16 protein-coding genes are annotated in these 16,893 nt (G+C 52.2%); 9 read left to right on the forward strand and 7 right to left on the reverse strand.

Features of this window, described 5'->3' with window-relative positions:
• Positions 1-834, forward strand: an 834-nt coding sequence (locus FP815_05795) for a DUF3108 domain-containing protein (protein MBA3014450.1), incomplete at its 5' end; no start/stop codon positions are given.
• Here the strand turns inward: FP815_05795 and FP815_05800 are convergent.
• From FP815_05800 to FP815_05810, 3 genes are read right to left on the reverse strand one after another with little or no spacing between them, the layout of a single operon-like run.
• Positions 792-1,259: a phosphatidylglycerophosphatase A gene (locus FP815_05800; GenBank protein ID MBA3014451.1), complete on the reverse strand. Its 468-nt coding sequence runs from the start codon at positions 1,257-1,259 to the stop codon at positions 792-794. The genes FP815_05795 and FP815_05800 overlap by 43 nt on opposite strands.
• A gap of 6 nt (positions 1,260-1,265) precedes the next feature.
• Complete coding sequence (gene larC / locus FP815_05805) at positions 1,266-2,489, reverse strand: nickel pincer cofactor biosynthesis protein LarC (protein MBA3014452.1); 1,224 nt, start codon at positions 2,487-2,489, stop codon at positions 1,266-1,268.
• A 5-nt stretch (positions 2,490-2,494) separates the two neighbouring features.
• On the reverse strand, positions 2,495-3,439 hold the full coding sequence (locus FP815_05810) for a methionyl-tRNA formyltransferase (GenBank protein ID MBA3014453.1): 945 nt from the start codon (positions 3,437-3,439) through the stop codon (positions 2,495-2,497).
• A 227-nt stretch (positions 3,440-3,666) separates the two neighbouring features.
• Here FP815_05810 and FP815_05815 point away from each other — a divergent pair, with 227 nt between their 5' ends.
• From FP815_05815 to sbtM, 8 genes are all read left to right on the forward strand, one after another.
• On the forward strand, positions 3,667-4,623 hold the full coding sequence (locus FP815_05815) for a radical SAM/Cys-rich domain protein (GenBank protein MBA3014454.1): 957 nt from the start codon (positions 3,667-3,669) through the stop codon (positions 4,621-4,623).
• Positions 4,624-4,663: 40 nt separating this feature from the next.
• Positions 4,664-5,350 (forward strand): TVP38/TMEM64 family protein, encoded by a 687-nt coding sequence (locus FP815_05820; protein MBA3014455.1) that lies wholly within the window; start codon positions 4,664-4,666, stop codon positions 5,348-5,350.
• Positions 5,351-5,611: 261 nt separating this feature from the next.
• Positions 5,612-6,970, forward strand: coding sequence for a divalent cation tolerance protein CutA (locus FP815_05825; GenBank protein MBA3014456.1), 1,359 nt, complete (start codon positions 5,612-5,614; stop codon positions 6,968-6,970).
• Positions 6,971-7,039: 69 nt separating this feature from the next.
• A complete protein-coding gene (locus tag FP815_05830) occupies positions 7,040-7,783 on the forward strand; it encodes a DUF1624 domain-containing protein (GenBank protein ID MBA3014457.1) in 744 nt (247 codons plus the stop codon).
• Positions 7,774-8,715: a rhomboid family intramembrane serine protease gene (locus FP815_05835; GenBank protein MBA3014458.1), complete on the forward strand. Its 942-nt coding sequence runs from the start codon at positions 7,774-7,776 to the stop codon at positions 8,713-8,715. Before FP815_05830 ends, FP815_05835 begins: the two co-directional genes overlap by 10 nt.
• A gap of 58 nt (positions 8,716-8,773) precedes the next feature.
• Positions 8,774-9,400 carry a bifunctional 4-hydroxy-2-oxoglutarate aldolase/2-dehydro-3-deoxy-phosphogluconate aldolase gene (locus FP815_05840; protein ID MBA3014459.1) on the forward strand — a complete coding sequence of 209 codons (627 nt, stop codon included), beginning with the start codon at positions 8,774-8,776 and terminating at the stop codon, positions 9,398-9,400.
• Positions 9,401-9,475: 75 nt separating this feature from the next.
• Positions 9,476-10,417: a nucleoid-structuring protein H-NS gene (locus FP815_05845; protein ID MBA3014460.1), complete on the forward strand. Its 942-nt coding sequence runs from the start codon at positions 9,476-9,478 to the stop codon at positions 10,415-10,417.
• A gap of 144 nt (positions 10,418-10,561) precedes the next feature.
• Positions 10,562-12,154: a selenobiotic family peptide radical SAM maturase gene (gene sbtM, locus FP815_05850; GenBank protein MBA3014461.1), complete on the forward strand. Its 1,593-nt coding sequence runs from the start codon at positions 10,562-10,564 to the stop codon at positions 12,152-12,154.
• 76 nt (positions 12,155-12,230) lie between these two features.
• Here sbtM and FP815_05855 read toward each other — a convergent pair whose 3' ends face one another.
• From FP815_05855 to FP815_05870, 4 genes are all read right to left on the reverse strand, one after another.
• On the reverse strand, positions 12,231-12,446 hold the full coding sequence (locus tag FP815_05855; protein ID MBA3014462.1) for a ferredoxin family protein: 216 nt from the start codon (positions 12,444-12,446) through the stop codon (positions 12,231-12,233).
• A gap of 200 nt (positions 12,447-12,646) precedes the next feature.
• Entirely contained in the window at positions 12,647-14,056 is a 1,410-nt protein-coding gene (locus tag FP815_05860; GenBank protein MBA3014463.1) for an NADH-quinone oxidoreductase subunit N, read from the reverse strand.
• Between the two features lie 43 nt (positions 14,057-14,099).
• Positions 14,100-15,617: an NADH-quinone oxidoreductase subunit M gene (locus FP815_05865; protein ID MBA3014464.1), complete on the reverse strand. Its 1,518-nt coding sequence runs from the start codon at positions 15,615-15,617 to the stop codon at positions 14,100-14,102.
• A 14-nt stretch (positions 15,618-15,631) separates the two neighbouring features.
• Positions 15,632-16,893: Na+/H+ antiporter subunit D (locus FP815_05870; protein MBA3014465.1), on the reverse strand; the 1,262-nt coding region annotated here is incomplete at its 5' end.

Genomic DNA, 16,893 nt, shown 5'->3' on the forward strand with positions numbered 1-16,893 from the left:
AGTTCATTGTGTTTATTGCCCCTAACCATCGTCAACAGCGTGGCGCAGGAATTCCCCTTTCAGAAGGGAGAGAAGCTCTCTTATCTGATTTCTTGGAGCTTCATCCCGGCAGGACGAGCTACTCTGGAAATAGCCCATCAGCAAGATGGTGATCCGGCAGGGGCAGGATACCATTTCATTATGACCGCCCACACCCTGCCCGCCATCGCCTTGATTTATCCCTATCAGGAGCGTGTCGATTCCTATACAACAGGAGACCTTCGCCACAGCCTCAAGTACAAGAAGATGCAAGAAAGTCGTCACACTCGAGACATCGTCGTTCGCTTCAACTGGACCACCAACACCGCGCAATACAGTAACTTCGGTCAAACAGAAAATCCGATCTCAGTCCCCGCCGAAACCCTTGATCCGCTGTCTGCTCTATATTATATCCGCAGCCAACAACTCAGTCCCCCTTTTACTGTTGAGCACCCAGTCACCGATGGCAAAAAGCTCTCCCTCGGCAAGGCCAAATTCCTCAATAAAGAATCCATCACCATTCGTGGCAAAACCTATCAGACCATCAAAATCGAACCGGATCTCCGTGATGTAAAAGGGGTTTTCGAGAAAAGCCCGGGGGCATCAATGTATATCTGGCTGACTGATGACAGCAGACAGATCCTGGTGAAACTAAAAAGTAAGGTTGTCGTAGGCAGTTTTATCGCAGAACTGATCGAAGAGGACAGTGTGCTACCAAGAGATGTCCATCCTCTTGACAAAAAAGGGGATGCCAACACAGGAGTACAACCGGATCAGCCACCAGAAAGCATGGGTAGCAACAACAACGCCCCATGAAGCGCCAGCCAGGCATAGATACCAGCCAGGACATCATCCATAACAATACCAAGACCGCCATTAAGATGTCTATCCGCCCACGACACAGGCCAAGGTTTGATGATATCGAAAAATCTGAAGAGGAGAAAAGCCACGGCCCAGTAAAGAGGTTGGGCAGGAACCGCGATCAAGGCGATCAGCATGCCGATGATCTCATCAATGACGATACTACCAGGATCTTTTCGATCCATGATCTTTTCGGCTGAACCGGCCGTATAAACGGCAAGGAAAAATATGACCGCCAGGGCAGTGTAATATTGTTCTGGAGATAGATACAAAAGCAGAAAATTAATCGGCAGGGCCACCAAGGTACCCCACGTTCCAGGAGCTTTAGGCAGATACCCTGCGTACCCCCCTGTGGCAATAAAAAGAATAATTCGAACCATGATGACTTACTGTTCCGGCAGATCGCTCTCGATCTGAATTAAGTGAAAAGCATCTAACGGTTGAGATATCACCGCACGATAAACCTCAGCAATAGGGACACCGACCTCAAGAGCAATCCGTCGACAATCCTCATATTCCGGTGTAATGCGCCTGCCCACCGGCATGTCAATCTGCTTCACCTTCACGTCTCCAAAACTAGTCGGAATCACCCCTAAACGACGAGGCAAGGTGTGCCGCTCCTCTCGACGAAAACGCACCCCGATGGCCGATGTCTCGCACAACAAGGTCTGACGCAGACCATAGGCATGAACAGGAGATGCGATTACCTGAATGATGAACCCCGGCCTCCCCTTCTTCATCTGAATCGGAACCAGAGCAACATCAAGGGCTCCGCGGGCAAACAGTCTTTCGCACAGAAAAGGGTAGGTTTCCGGAGACCAATCGTCAAGATTCGTTTCAATGACAATAACCTCTTGGGCTTCGGATGCAGCCGTTGCCTCGCCAATCATCAGCCGCAGGAGGTTAGCCTGCCCGTCAGGTCGTTGTTTACTTCCAGCCCCATGACCGACCTTAACGATGGTCATCGCTGGCAACGGCCCAAACTCCCGAGCACACGCCTTGACAATAGCGGCGCCTGTCGGGGTCACCAACTCCATTTCCACATCAACGCCATAAATCGGTACGCCCTTCACTAACTCACACACTGCAGGAGCAGGTAGGGGGAGAACGCCATGGCTGGATTTCACTGACCCCCGCCCCATAGGAAGCGGCGAACAGGTCAACCCGGTGATCGAAAAATAGTCAAGACCTATAGCAGCCCCAACGATATCAATGATACTATCAACTGCGCCGACCTCATGGAAATGAACATGATCAATAGGACATCCATGAACTTTGGCCTCAGCAGCTGCCAAGGTCTGAAAAATTGTCAGTGAACGGGATTTGATTGGCTCAGGGAGTCGGCTTTCAGTCAGTAGGGCACGAATGGTCTGCCAATCCCTAGGGTGCTGATGACCGGAGAGTTTGACCTGAAACCGGGTAGCGGCAATAGAACTATGGCCGCAGGTTGCTTCAGCAACAAGCTGATACTCTTTAAGATCAAGCTTTTTAAATGTATCCGTCAAGAGATCAAAAGGGAGACCAGCGTCAAGCAAGGCGCCTAAAAACATGTCCCCGCTGATGCCGGAAAAACAATCAAGATACGCGATAGTTGCAAATGTTTGAGACATCTCGATTAACCGAGCGCCACGCCTGAAAGTAACGAGTGTCCAAGAAGAAAGGCATGAACCGGCATCCGTTTACCGCCATCGGCCTGAACTTCGGCAATCCGGATTTGATTTTTACCGCAAGCGATGACAAGCCCTTTCTTATCTGCAGAGACAATGACTCCCGGTTGTCCTGGGTTATCCTCGGCTATCACCGTCGGCATAAAAAGTTTGATCTGTTTACCTTGAATCCGGGTATATGCTGTGGGCCAGGGATCAAGCGCACGGATTTGACAACTGATGGCAAACGCTGAATTTTTCCAGTCGATCACACCATCTTCCTTAGTCAACGGCGGGGCAAGGGTCGCTTGGCCATCATCTTGTTTTTTGGGCTCCAAACGACCGGCAACCAATAAGCCCAGAGACTGATGAAGGAGTGAACCGCCTAGTTCCGCCAACCGAGGGATCAAGGTCGCTGAGGTATCCTGGTCACTGACCGGCAAAGAGCCAACCAGCAGCATATCCCCGGTGTCAAGACCGCTATCCATCTGCATGATGGTGACCCCTGCCTCACGCTCACCACGCAGGATGGCTGTCTGAATTGGCGCAGCGCCTCGATATTTAGGCAGGATTGAGCCATGGACGTTAATACACCCTAAACGGGGAAGAGACAGCACCGCTGGCGGCAAAATTCTGCCATAAGCGGCAACCAGAATGACATCGGGCTGGAAGCGGCGCAACTCATCGAGAAAGGATTCTGTTCTGATCTTGGTCGGCTGCAGGACCTTGATCCCTGCCTGTTCTGCTAGAAGTTTCACTGGTGGCTGAGTCAGCTTGCGGCCGCGTCCCTTTGGCCGGTCCGGCTGAGTTACGACAGCAACGATATTTTCGTTATTCTCGATCAGCTCACGGAGAGACGGCACGGCAAAATCAGGTGTACCCATGAATATGATCCGCAAATTAGATGAACCCATAGTTTAATCTATTCCTGGTTGTAACCGCTCAGGTTGTCGGTTTACGGTTGACAGTTGACGGTGATAGAGTCCTGCCAATGGCTGAGGACACACTAACATTGAGTGTCATGCGATGATTTATGACTAACCATGATTCTTTTAACCGTAAACCGATAACTGATTACCGTTAACCTGTGTAGTTACTTTTGGTTTAGATTGGTGAAACTTGGGAAGAGCTGCCGATGGCGATGAATTCTTCGGAACAGAGGCACTGGCCGACGTTTGCGGAAATGGTAGCCCGTCATGGCCACCTCTTGACTCGGGATACCGCTGCGACGCTGCAGGTTAATGTCGGTCGGTTATGCAACTTGTCCTGCAGGCATTGTCATCTGGAGGCCGGTCCTGCCCGGACTGAGATCATGACCCGTGAGACCATGACTGAGGTCAAGGCTCTTGCTTCACGAGTGTCCTTTGCCAGTATTGATGTGACTGGCGGGGCGCCGGAGATGAATCCTCATATCTGCGAGTTGCTGGACGGACTGGCCAAGCATACGCCGAGGCTGCTGTTGCGTTCCAATCTGGTGGCCATGGCTGATTCCTCCCGGGCCGGACTCCTTGATCTCTGCAGGCAGCATCGGGTAGTAATCGTCGCCTCATTTCCGGCATTGAACGAGGCCCAGGCCGAATCGCAGCGTGGTAACGGCGCCTTTCAACAATCCATTGCCGTTCTCAGGATTTTGAACGATATGGGCTATGGCCACGAGGGAAGCGGCTTGGAGCTTGATTTGGTCTCTAATCCTGCCGGGGCCTTTATGCCAGCGGATCAGGCGGCGATGGAGCAACGTTTTCATCAGGTGTTGTTTGAGAAGTGGGGGATTACCTTTAACAGATTGTTTTCCTTGGCGAATGTTCCGTTGGGAAGGTTCAAGCAATGGCTTGAGCAGACTGATAATTATAACGCGTACATGGGGCGATTGGTTGCCGCCTTTAATCCCTGCGCCGTCGCCGGAGTCATGTGCCGGAGTCTGATCTCGGTAGGATGGGATGGGTTTCTCTCTGATTGTGATTTTAACCAGGCGCTTAACTTGCCTTTAGGAGGAGTGCGTCGTCATGTCAGTGAGTTAGGCGTGATGCCAAGGCAAGGTGATCTCATCGCTGTTTCGGATCATTGCTATGCCTGCACTGCTGGAGCGGGGTTCACCTGAGGAGGGACAATCAGTGCCTGAGGTTCAGGCACCGGACATTATGACTAAGGGGCGAGGCAGAGCAGTTCTTTTGTTGGCAGGAGCCTTTGCTGTGGTGGCTCTTTTTGTTTATTTCGACCTGGGACAGTACCTGACCCTGGATTATTTGAAAGGTTCCCAGGCTACGCTGCAGGGCTGGTACGCGGATAGACCCATTCTTGTCCTGGCGATCTATATGGGTGTGTATGTGGTTGTCACTGCCTTATCCCTGCCTGGCGCAGTTGTCCTTGGGTTGGCAGCAGGGGGGCTCTTTGGTTTTTGGGTCGGGATTGTTGCGGTCTCTTTTGCCAGCACCATTGGGGCAACAGTAGCTTGTTATGTTGCCAGAATCTTATTACAGGGGTGGGTGCAAAATCGTTTTGCCGGGGCGTTGGTCACCATCAATCAGGGGATGGCGCAGGAGGGGGCCTTTTATCTTTTTACCTTGCGTCTGATACCGGTGGTCCCATTTTTTGTGATCAACCTAGTGATGGGGGTGACCAAGATTCCATTGACCACGTTTTACTGGGTTTCCCAGATTGGGATGTTGGCTGGAACCATGGTTTATGTTAATGCTGGCAAGGAGTTAGCTAAAATTGAAACCTTGGCCGGGATTGTTTCGCCCAGGATGATCGTGTCGTTTGTTCTTTTAGGGATTTTACCGATTACGGCCAAGAAGGTTGTCAGTTGGTATCGGGCCAGGGTTTGAAGTAGAGAAAGTGCGGAAGCCAGGAGGTTGGGTCGTCGATTAAGTTGTTGTCTCGGGGATACTGGTGTTGCTGCAGATTGAGATTTTTTTCCTCTGTTTTTTGATCTGCTGCTGGCAAATTTTATGTAACCGTTTACCAGGGACACTAAAACTACAGGTAACCCCGGAACTGTAAACGTTCAGCAGCGCTGCTGAACGTTTACAATTTTATCCAACTCATTTTCTCAAGATGGAAGTGGAACTCATTAAAAAGGAAAAGATATGAATATCGGATGGACAACTGTGGCGAATGCTGTTGATGCCGAAAAAATGGCCAGGGACGTGGTGGAATCCCGACTTGCTGTCTGTGTCCAGATTGATGGACCGATACGGAGTTTTTACCGTTGGGAGGATGAGGTGAGTCACTCCAAGGAGTATCGGCTGACCATCAAGTTTTTGGCCGAAAACACCGAACGACTCGAGGCTTGGCTTAATCAGAATCATCCGTATGAGGTGCCTGAGTGGCTCACTGTAGGCGCGGACCGGATTAATCCGGCTTACAAGAAGTGGGCCGAGGCAGGGGTAAGCGCTACGGCAAGTACGAGCAAACCTAAAAAGGATGTGTTACGTCTCAGTAAACTAGGGCGCAGCTATTTGCGTAAACATTTATATAGTGAAGCTGAGGCCGCATTTCGAGAGGCGTTGGAAATCGATCCTCAGAACGCCTATATTCTGGTCGGGCTGGGTGACACAACCCGCGAAATGAAAAAGTACGAAGAATCTATAGCCTACTACGAGAAGGTGCTTGAGTTCGATTCTGTTAATGTCTTTGCGTTGCGTGGCATTGGGGACTCGTATCGCGGCATCCTTCAGCATAAACGAGCTATTCCCTACTGGATGCGCTATCTCGACTGCAATAAAGATGATATCTATGTCATGGTTCGTCTTGCGGAGTCGTTCAACAAAACCGGTAATTTTGATAAGGCTGAGGCGTTTTATCAGCGAGCCCTTGCTGTCAATAACGAGGATAAATATGCCCTTCTTGGCCTTGGCAGTCTGTATTATAAGGTCGAGAATGATGAAAAGGCCTTGGAGTATTTCGATAGACTCTTGGCCTTGGATGATGGCTATGTGGCAGTGTTGACCATGGTTGGCAACATCTACCGCCGTCGTAAGGAGTACGAAGTCGCGGCTAATTATTATGAGAGGGCCACCTGTCTCGAGTCGTGGAACAGTTTTGCTCTGTATGGTCTGGGGGATTGCCAGCGGGGTATGGAGAATCTTGATCGGGCTGTCTTTTGGTGGTCGAAAATTCTAGAAAATGAGCCTCATAATCAGGATCTGCTGACCCGGGTTGGCGATGCTATGCTGAATCTGGATCGCTTCGATCAATCGTTAGAACACTATATGCGTAGTCTTCAGGTAGGATTTGATCTTTATGCTCTGTTGGGGATGTCCAGACTGTATCGGATGCAGCAGAACTGGGTTGAGGCGGAGAAGGCCTGTCTGCAGATTTTAGAGAAGGTGCCGGGGCATCAGCGAACACTGACCGAGCTGTTAAATGTTTATCAGGGCATGGGCAGAGAGGATAAGGTGGCGGAGATTTCCCGCCAACTTTCAGCACTGGCTCATGGCGAGTGATTGAAGGGAACCAGTTTCAGCGCATGCGACACTGGGCACTGTTGATCATTCGGGGATAAAGCGTTGCGTATGAGCCAACCTGGTAATGATTTACCCCCTCGCAGGTGGGAGATCGACTGCGCGCGCGGGGCAGCGGTTGGCCTGATGATTGTGTCAAATTTTCTGTTTGATTTGGTTTTTTTTGGGGGTAAGGAGCAGCTGCAATCCAGCGTCTTGGACTGGTTCGCCCGGTTCGTCGCTGGATTTTTTATTGTATTGGCCGGGATCTCTTTGACGTTGAGTCAAGCGAGGCCTGATTCACGATTTTACGGGTTTGGTAAGATTGTGTTCCGTGGTCTCGGCTTGATGGGGCTGGGCCTGGTGGTAACGGGTGCCACGTGGTTTGCTGCTGGGGATGGGATGGTGATCTTCGGGGTCCTCCATTTGATCGGTGCAGGTCTGATCCTTGTCTATCCTTTTGTTGGGCATCCCATGGTCAGTCTTGTGGCTGGTGTCCTGATCTCTTCAGCCGCATTGTGGACCAATGAGGTCCGACTGGACACCTCCTGGCTGCTCTGGCTCGGGTTGCAGCCCTATGACTTCAGCAGTGTTGATTATGCCCCGCTCATTCCGTGGCTTGGTCCGATGCTCATCGGTGTATTTTTAGGGCATATGCTCTATCCTGACGGGAACCGGCGCTACAGGATTGCAGATCTTTCCCAGCGTTGGCCGGTCCGGGTACTCACCTGGGGCGGCCGTCACTCTTTGGTCATCTATTTTGTCCATCAGCCGGTGCTCCTTGCCGGACTGTTTCTGGCACTGAAATGGCGGTAGCTCTGGGGCTCAAGCCCCCTTCGCTCGACACTGGTCAGGGCGAGGTCATTGCTGTTGCCGTGGCTCAGGGCGAGAAGGATTCAATGGAGCTTTTTTCATTGGTGCTCCTTTCGGTTAATATCAGCCATCGTCTCTTACGGTCGGATCATCTCTGGCGGGTCGAGGTCTCTCCGTCCGAACTTGTTGCTGCCCGAGATCATCTTGCTAGATTTGAAGAGGAGAACCGGGGCTGGCCCCCTTTGCCAGCCCCGGTTCCGTTTAATCCAGGCCAAGGCTGGGCGCTGACGGCGCTCTTGGCAGGTCTGGCCCTTTTTCATGGCATAACCGGTCCGTGGCGTGCGGATAATCCATGGTTTGTCCGGGGGGCGGTTGATAGTGATTTAGTCTTTGCCGGGAGTGAATTGTGGCGGGTTGTGACCGGTCTTACCCTCCATGCCGATGCCAGTCATTTACTGGGTAATGTCATCTTGGGTGGGGTGGTGTTGTCCTATCTCTCCAGCCAAATCGGTGGTGGAGGGGTATGGCTTTTGGCGCTTATGACCGGAGGTTTGGGCAATTACTTAAATGCACTCTACCATGGTGGGGACCATCGTTTTGTTGGCTTTTCGACGGCGGTATTCGGTGTGATCGGAGCTCTTTGCGGGTTGAGGATGATGAATCTGCAGGCATTCCGCCTTCGTTCGATTCTGCTGCCCTTGGGGGCCGGGGCGGGGCTCCTCGCCATGCTCGGAACCGAGGGGGAAAAGACCGATGTCGGGGCTCATCTCTGGGGTTTGGGTGTAGGTGTGGTCTGCGGACTTCTCTGGTATTGGATTGTTGCCCGGCGTTTGATTATTGGTCGTCGGGGTCAATTGGGCATGGTGTGCGGTACTATGCTGGTAATCCTATGGGCCTGGTGGCGGGCTATAGGAACCCAGGGGCTCGTATGGTGAGGATTTTTTTCTTGCGGCCTGGCCGCATTACAGATATAGAAAACGGGAGAGGTGGGTGATGCAGCTTAATGTCCCGATAATTGGTATCTTGCGAGGTGTTGAGGCCTCATTTTTCAGCGAGATTATGGTCGCTTCCTTTGCTGAGGGGCTTCAGGCCATTGAAGTGACCATGAACACCACAGGCGCCGAGGCGATGATTACTGCTGGTCGCTCCGCCGTGCCGCAAGGTCATTGGTTGGGGATGGGTACCATCCGCAACCGACAGGAGGCAGAAAGAGCGGTCAAGGCTGGGGCTATGTTTTTGGTCTCGCCCAATTGTGACCCGGAAGTTATCGCCTATGCCAATGATCAGGGGGTGCCCATGATCGCCGGGGCCCTGACGCCGACAGAGGTCTATTCGGCATGGGCAGCCGGCGCTGATATGGTCAAAGTTTTCCCCTGTTCTGCCTTTGGTCCTGGCTACATCAAAGAGCTGCTGGGACCTTTTGATCACATTCCGCTGGTGGCGGTCGGCGGGGTCACAGCGGATAACCTAGGCGACTATTTTGCAGCAGGCGTGAAAGCGGTGGGAGTCAGTGCCAATTTATTTGGCAAGGAAGCCCTTCGGCAGAGAAATTTGGCAGAACTTGCTGCCAATGTCAGGAAATTTATTAATTACTGCCGGAGTGGTAGCGGCACTACGTAACTTAACTCATACCTGGGGATGAGTTGATGATTACCAGGTTTGTTGCCAAGCGATTAAAGAAACAGGAGACAACGAATGTACAGACCAGAGATTAAGGTGATTGACTGCACGGTCCGTGATGGCGGGCTGATGAATAAGTGGCAGTTTGACGACAAATTTGTCCGGAGGGTATATGAATCCCTGAGCAAGGCCGGTGTCGATTATATGGAGATTGGTTATCTCAGTTCAGAGGGGATGTTTTCCCGAGAAGAGATGGGTCCATGGAAATTTTGTGCTGAGGATGACCTGAAACGGATCATCGGCACTGGCGAGAAGAAGATCAAGCTCTCCGCCATGGCAGACATCGGGCGGATCAACTACGACGATATCCCTCATAAGACAGAAAGTTCGCTCGATATGATCCGAGTGGCCTGCTATGTTCACCAGGTTGATGCCGCTATCGATCTGGCGCATCACTGTATCGACAAGGGGTATGAGACTACGATCAACCTGATGGCAGTGTCAACAGTCGGCTTGCGGGATTTGGAAGAGGCCTTGGGTGACCTGGCCAAGAGCCGGGTGCCGATTATCTATCTGGTCGACAGCTTTGGCGCTTTTTATTCCGAGGATATCGAGACCTTGACTAAGCGATATATGGAGAGTCTGCCGGGGAAGATCATTGGCATTCACTCCCACAACAACCAGCAGCTCGGCTTTGCCAACACCATTACCTCAATCATCTGCGGCATCAATTATCTTGATGCCACTTTGTATGGTATTGGCCGTGGAGCTGGCAACTGCCCGCTTGAGTTGTTGATTTCTTTTCTCAAGAATCCGAAATACAAGGTGCGACCACTGATTGAGGCCATCGAGCATGAGATCCTGCCTTGGAGCAAGAAGATCGACTGGGGGTATTTTATCCCTTACATGGTAACAGGGGTGCTGAACCAGCATCCGAGGACTGCCATTGCTCACATGGAGTCGGATCATCCCAACTTGGTGACCGAGTTTTTCGACCAGGCAACCAGCGTCGCCTGATCCGCTCAACCGACATCTGCATGACGGGTGTGGCGCTTTGGCCTCCCCGTCATGCAGACGTCGGACCTTGCATCCCCTCGCCCCACTTCCTGTCTCTCCCTTAGCGCTTCTTTTCCCGTTCTTGCATATGATCACTGACCATCCATGGCTAACAAACATATGAAAGCAGATCAATCGTATCCTAAATGTTGCGCCATCCTTGATGATTCAGGCAGGTCTCTTTGGGCAGAAATTTCATCCGGGCTGGATTATGAAGGGCTTTTGGCCCAAGTCGAGGTTCTTGCCGCAGAGGGGAGGTTTCCATCCACCCTGCACGATCTGTTGAGCGTCGAGCATGCTTTCACGTTGGTTCAGGTAGACAATTCTCCTGTCCCGAAACAAGTAAACCGTTTGATCCTTAATCCATCGTTGAAGTTGGTCCCGGTTAAATGGTCCGGGTTGGACCGGTTGCTGGTGGACCCCGAGTGGAACTGCCAGCCCGCAGGGCCACAGGAGATTATCATGGTCTGGCGCCACCCCGTGAGTGGAAAGGTTGAGGTGAAGCAGGCAACTGTCTCCGATCTTCTGGCTCTTAAGATTGTGTCGGAAGAACTTTCTGCCAGTTCCGTAGCCTCAGAAGGGGGAGTCGCCGTCGGTGTGGTCGATGCGGCTATTGCTAACGCCTCTGCCAGCGGAATAGTGATCAAGCCGTTGTCTGCCATTCGCCGCCACCAAAGTGCATTTCGTGATCATAAGTCGGTAATTGATCCGGCCTTCCTCACGAGCGAGGTATTCAGCGTCCAGTGGCATATTACCCAGAACTGCGACCTGCACTGCAAGCACTGTTATGATCGGAGCAGCCGGGGGGTCATGCCTTTAGACACGGCCCTCTCCATCCTTGATGATATCCGTAGTTTTTGCAGGGATCGCAATGTTCACGGGCAGGTGACCTTTTCCGGCGGCAACCCTTTGCTCTATCCTTATTTCATGGAGCTTTACCAGGCGGCGGTTGATCGGTATCTCGGGGTGGCAATTCTTGGTAACCCTACCTCGCTGCAGGAGATCAAGGCTCTTGCTGCTATTGCTAAACCGCTCTATTTCCAGGTGAGTTTAGAGGGGTTGGAGTCTCATAACGACTATATTCGAGGTCAGGGACATTTTGCCCGAGTGATCGAATTCTTGCCGGTGTTGAAAGAGTGCGGCATCTACTCCATGGTCATGCTGACCCTCACCCGTGACAACCAGCAGCAGGTTCTTCCTCTCGCTGAACTGCTTCGTGACAAAGTCGATTATTTTACCTTTAACCGTTTGGCAATGGTAGGAGAGGGCGCTACCCTGCTCGGAGCAGAGCAAGAGAGTTTCCGTGCCTTCCTGAACGACTATCTGCACGCTGCCCGGACCAACCCCTGTATGGGATTGAAGGACAATCTCTTCAACCTACTTTGCTGCGAACAAGGGCGTGATCTCTTTGGCGGCTGTGCCGGTCATGGCTGCGGCGCCGCCTTTAATTTTGTGGCGATTGTGGCTGATGGTGAAGTCCATGCCTGTCGAAAATTCCCGTCCCCGATTGGTAACGTCTTTACGGAGTCGTTGGCTGCGGCCTACGATTCTGATAAGGCAGAGGGGTATCGTTCCGGGAGTGCGGGGTGCGTGGGGTGCCGGATTCGGCCGGTGTGCGGTGGGTGTCTGGCTGTATCGTATGGTTTGGGTTTGGATCCTCTTGAGGCTAGGGACCCGTACTGCTGGAGACCAGCCTAGAGGAGGTGTAAGCTGAGGTGCGCATGGTCTGAGACTTTATGGCGCGTAAAACAGGGGACCGTTTATCCACTGCTCTCTACTCACAGGATGAATGGACAATCGCCCCAGCTGGACAGTTTTCTGCGCAGGCACAGCACTCAATGCACTCGTCGATGGCAACCGGCACGGTCTTATCCCCCTGTAGTTCGTAAACTGTGGTTGGACAAATTTCAACACAGGTTCCGTTGCCATTGCACTTGTCGTAGTCAACCTTGATTGTGACCTTATCTCCTTCCCATGTCCTGATGTCCATGTGCTGCTCCTGTTCCGTTGGTCAGTATAGTGATCAAGCTGAAATTGTCCTCAGCAAAGGCTCTTAAGGCAAGCAAGGGAGGATGAATGCAATTTAATTTGGTCGGAAGCAATTGCGACACTAAAGGAAGGAGGACCAATAAAAAGGACACTTGTTCTGGAGGGATAATACTCAATCCCCCCAGAATGACAGCAATATGTTTAGAGTAAGGCGGCAACAGCCTGATTGGCGATGGTAAGCATCTGCTCGGGGATGACACCCATGGTGATAATGGCGAGGATCAGGGCAATGCTGAGCGCCTTGGTGGTGAAGTTGACTTCAATTGCGTCAGTCGCGGTCGGTTGGTCGCAATATGCAACCTTGAGCACAGAGAGATAATAGTAGATAGCGATGGCGGTGTTCAAGGCAGCGAGAATGACCAGCGTAAGCTGCTTTGCCTGAAGTGCGCCTGCTAAGAGCATAAATTTGCCCATGAAGCCGACAAAGGGGGGAATCCCGGCCAATGCCATCATTCCGGTGGCCAGGGTGAAAGCCATCAGGGGAGACCGGTGGTAGAGCCCGCTCAGATCGGCAATTTCGATATTCTCGCCCTTTTTACTTACTTGGCAAAGCACCAGGAAGCAGGCCATGTTCATCAGTACATACCCGACAATGTAAAAGATTGAGGTCGCATATCCCTCCTGCTGTAGTGTCAGCAGGCCGAGCAGGACAAATCCGGCATGAGCTATGCCGGAGAAACCCAAGAGTCGTTTGATATCCTTCTGAACGAGTGCGGCTAGGTTGCCGTAAAACATTGAGCAAATAGCGCAAATCACCAGCAGTTTGACAATCATGGTCCCTTCTGGTGCGGCCAGCATGGTGATACGGATCAGAATTGCTACCGCTCCAAGTTTTGGCACCGAGGCGATGAAGGAGGTGGTTTCGTTGGCGGCCCCTTGGTATACATCGGGTACCCAGAAGTGGAAGGGGAAGACTGCAAGCTTAAAGAGAAAACCGGACAGGACCATGGCGATGCCGACAATGGCCGCGGGTTCTTTGATCAGCTTTGGTAGGAGGTCCGCGATTTCAGAGAGATAGGTGGTGCCAGTCAGACCGAAGAGGTAACTCATGCCGAAGAGCATAATCCCGGTGGTCATCACCGCGAACATGATATATTTGACGCCTGCTTCCATCTGGGTCCGCAGTCCTTCGCGGTCATCGCGCATAGGGACCATCAGGTAGAGGGAAAAGGAAGAGAGTTCAAGCGCCACAAAGAGGGTGATCAGTTCAACGCTTGAGACCAGCATCACCAGACCCAGAGAGCTTAAGACCAGAAAGAGGTAGTACTCTGGCTTCATCCTGGGGGTAATATCTTTCATTTCATTGCTGAAGAGCAGGACCACTGTCATGCTGATGGTAATCAAAACCTTGAACAACTGTGAAAACATGTCAATCTGGTAGGCCTTGAAAAATAGGAAGCCATTCTGGTTGATCGAGGCGATGCTGACGATAGATGCGGCTATTCCGATTAGAACGGCCATCTTTCGCGCATGGTTATTGTTAGCGGTCAGGGTGAAGATAAAGAGCAGCAGACTCCCTAGCAGGAGGATGAGCTCGGGAGCGAAGAGCATAAGTTTCATGAGGTTTTCCTAGGTGATCGTTGTGGCCGTAAGATCACGGCATAAGCCCGACAACTGCCGTGCTATTAGCCGCACTCGCAACTTGTTCCAGGAGATGAGCGACACTGGTGTGCATCACCGAGAGAAAAGGTTCCGGCCCTAATCCAATCCAGAAGACAAAAAGAAGAAACGGGGCTAGAATTACCATCTCCCGGCCATTGAGATCATTGAGCTTCTGTTTAGGGTTGTCAACACCGCCCCAAATAACCTTCTGCAGCATCCGCAGCATATAGGCAGCAGCCAAGATGGCCCCTGGGATAGCTGCGCCGGCAATGATGAGATTTCGGCTGAATCCGCCAGCCAAGATCAGGAATTCGCCGATAAATGAATTAGTGCCGGGAAACGCCAGAGAAGAGAGTGAGAAAAAGGCCAGAAAGGTAACAAATATCGGCATCTGTTTGCCGATGCCTGAGGCTTGATCCAGTTCCCTGCTGTGGGTTCGCTCGTAGATCATGCCCACACAGAGGAAAAGGGCGCCGGTGGTGACACCGTGGTTGATCATCTGTAGGATCGCGCCTTCGATGCCCTGGACATTAAGGACAAAGATACCGAGAGTGACGAAGCCCATGTGACCGACTGAAGAGTAGGCGATCAGTTTTTTCATGTCCTTCTGGGCCAGGGCAGTGAAACCGCCATAGAGAATGGCGACGACTGACAACCACAAGATGTATGGCATCAGCGTGATAGTGGCAAGCGGGGTGATGGGCAGACAGAAGCGCAAAAATCCATAAGTACCCATCTTCAGCAAAATACTGGCCAGGATGACGGAGCCCGCGGTTGGCGCCTCAACGTGAGCGGCAGGCAGCCAGGTATGGAAAGGAAACATTGGCACCTTGATGGCAAAGGCCAGAAAGAAGGCCAGGAACACCAACAGTTGGAAGGTCGAGGAGTATTGCCCGCCCATCAGCATCGGGATGGAAAAGGTGTGAGGAGCCGAGGTCAGATAGAGGGCAATAATTGCTACCAGCAGCATCACCGATCCGGCCAGGGTATAGATGAAGAATTTGATCGAGGCGTAGATCTTGCGCGGCCCGCCCCAGATGCCGATGATCAGATACATCGGAATGAGCATCGCTTCCCAGAGGATATAGAAAAGCACGAAGTCGAGGGCGGCGAACACCCCGATCATAGCGCATTCCATGACCATCAAGCAGACCATGAAGGCCTTGACTCTCTTGGCGATATAGTTCCATGAAGCCAAAACGCAGAACGGCATGATCATGGTGGTAAGCAAGATCAGCAACAGACTGATGCCGTCCACTCCCAAGGTGTAATTTATATTCCACTGGGAGATCCAGGGGTGATGCTCGCCAAATTGATATTGAGCGGTGCTGGCATCAAAACCGGTATAAAGCGAAATGGAAAGCAGGGCGCAGGCGGTGGTGACAATAAGCGCCCAAGCGCGTGCTGCGGACTCGCTTGGCAAGAACATCGTCACCAGTGCCCCGGCCAGCGGCATGAAGATGAGCACGCTGAGCAGGGGGAATCCCTCGTTCATTACTAAGAAATCCATCAGTACCAAGCCCCTTAGGAAGAGAATACGTAAGTTATCAGCAGGCAGGCCGCAATAGTCGCCGCCCAAAAAATGTTGGCTTGCAGACCGCCCTGAGCCCGGCGGACAATACCGCCGAAGGAACGTACTGATCGCGCCACGCCATCGACAACACCGTCGATGGCGTTCCAGTCAAACCATGACCAAAAGTCGGACACGGTCATGAGCGAATTAAGTCCAATGACCCGGTAGATCTCTCCGACACAGGTATCAACAAACTGAATCGGTTTTTTGACCAGCCACAGAAATCCACGTCCACCCATGCGGTAGAACCAGTCCAGATCGAGACTGATTGTAGGCTCTGGCGCCAACTTCTTCAACAGCAGGAAGAAGCCAAGGGCGGTGAAGAGCAGTATCTGCATGGCCTCGGACAGGTGATAGGCGTTATAGGGGTGGTAGTTGACCACATAAGGCAGTTTGCTGTAGAGGTACGGGGTATAGCAGCCGATGAAGATGCACAGAAAGGCGGCAATTGCCATGGCAGCTTGCATATTCCATGGCGGATCAGCGGCTTTCTCCCAGGTCTCTTTACTGCAGTTATTCTTGCCGAACCAAATGAAGTAGGGAACTTTGAGGCCGGTGTGGAGGAAGGTTCCGGCCGAGGCTAGGGTGAGCAGAAAGGCGGCCCACAGGAGATGACTTTGGAAACCTGCCGCCACGATCATTGATTTACTGACAAAGCCTGAGAACAGGGGGAAGGCCGAGATCGACAGTCCCCCGACCATGGTGTAGACAAAGGCCATCGGCATCTTTTTGTACAGACCGCCAAGTTCAGAGAATTTACTTTTACCTGTCATATGCAGGACTGAGCCGCAGCCCATGAACAGCAGTCCTTTGTAGAGTATATGGGCAAAGGCATGAGCGCAGGCGCCGTTGATGGCGAGTTCTGTGCCAATTCCAACGCCCGCCACCATGTAGCCTACCTGGGAGATTATGTGCCAGGCGAGTAGTCGTCGGCAGTCATTTTCCAATACGGCATAGACAACACCGTACAGGGCCATGACCACCCCGAATGGCACAAGTATTTCCATCCCGGCACAGCCCCGGGCTAAGGCGTAAATGGCAGTCTTGGTGGTGAAGGCGCACATGAAGACTGCGCCGGTAACCGTGGCTTCGCCATAGGCGTCAGGCAGCCATGAGTGCAGCGGCGGCACGGCGGCATTCAGCATGAAGCCTGCCATGATCAGGTAGGTGTAGAGACTTGGGTTAGTTACATCAAGGTGGACAAAGGAAATAT

This window comes from Desulfobulbaceae bacterium (genome assembly GCA_013792005.1).
GTDB lineage: Bacteria > Desulfobacterota > Desulfobulbia > Desulfobulbales > VMSU01 > VMSU01.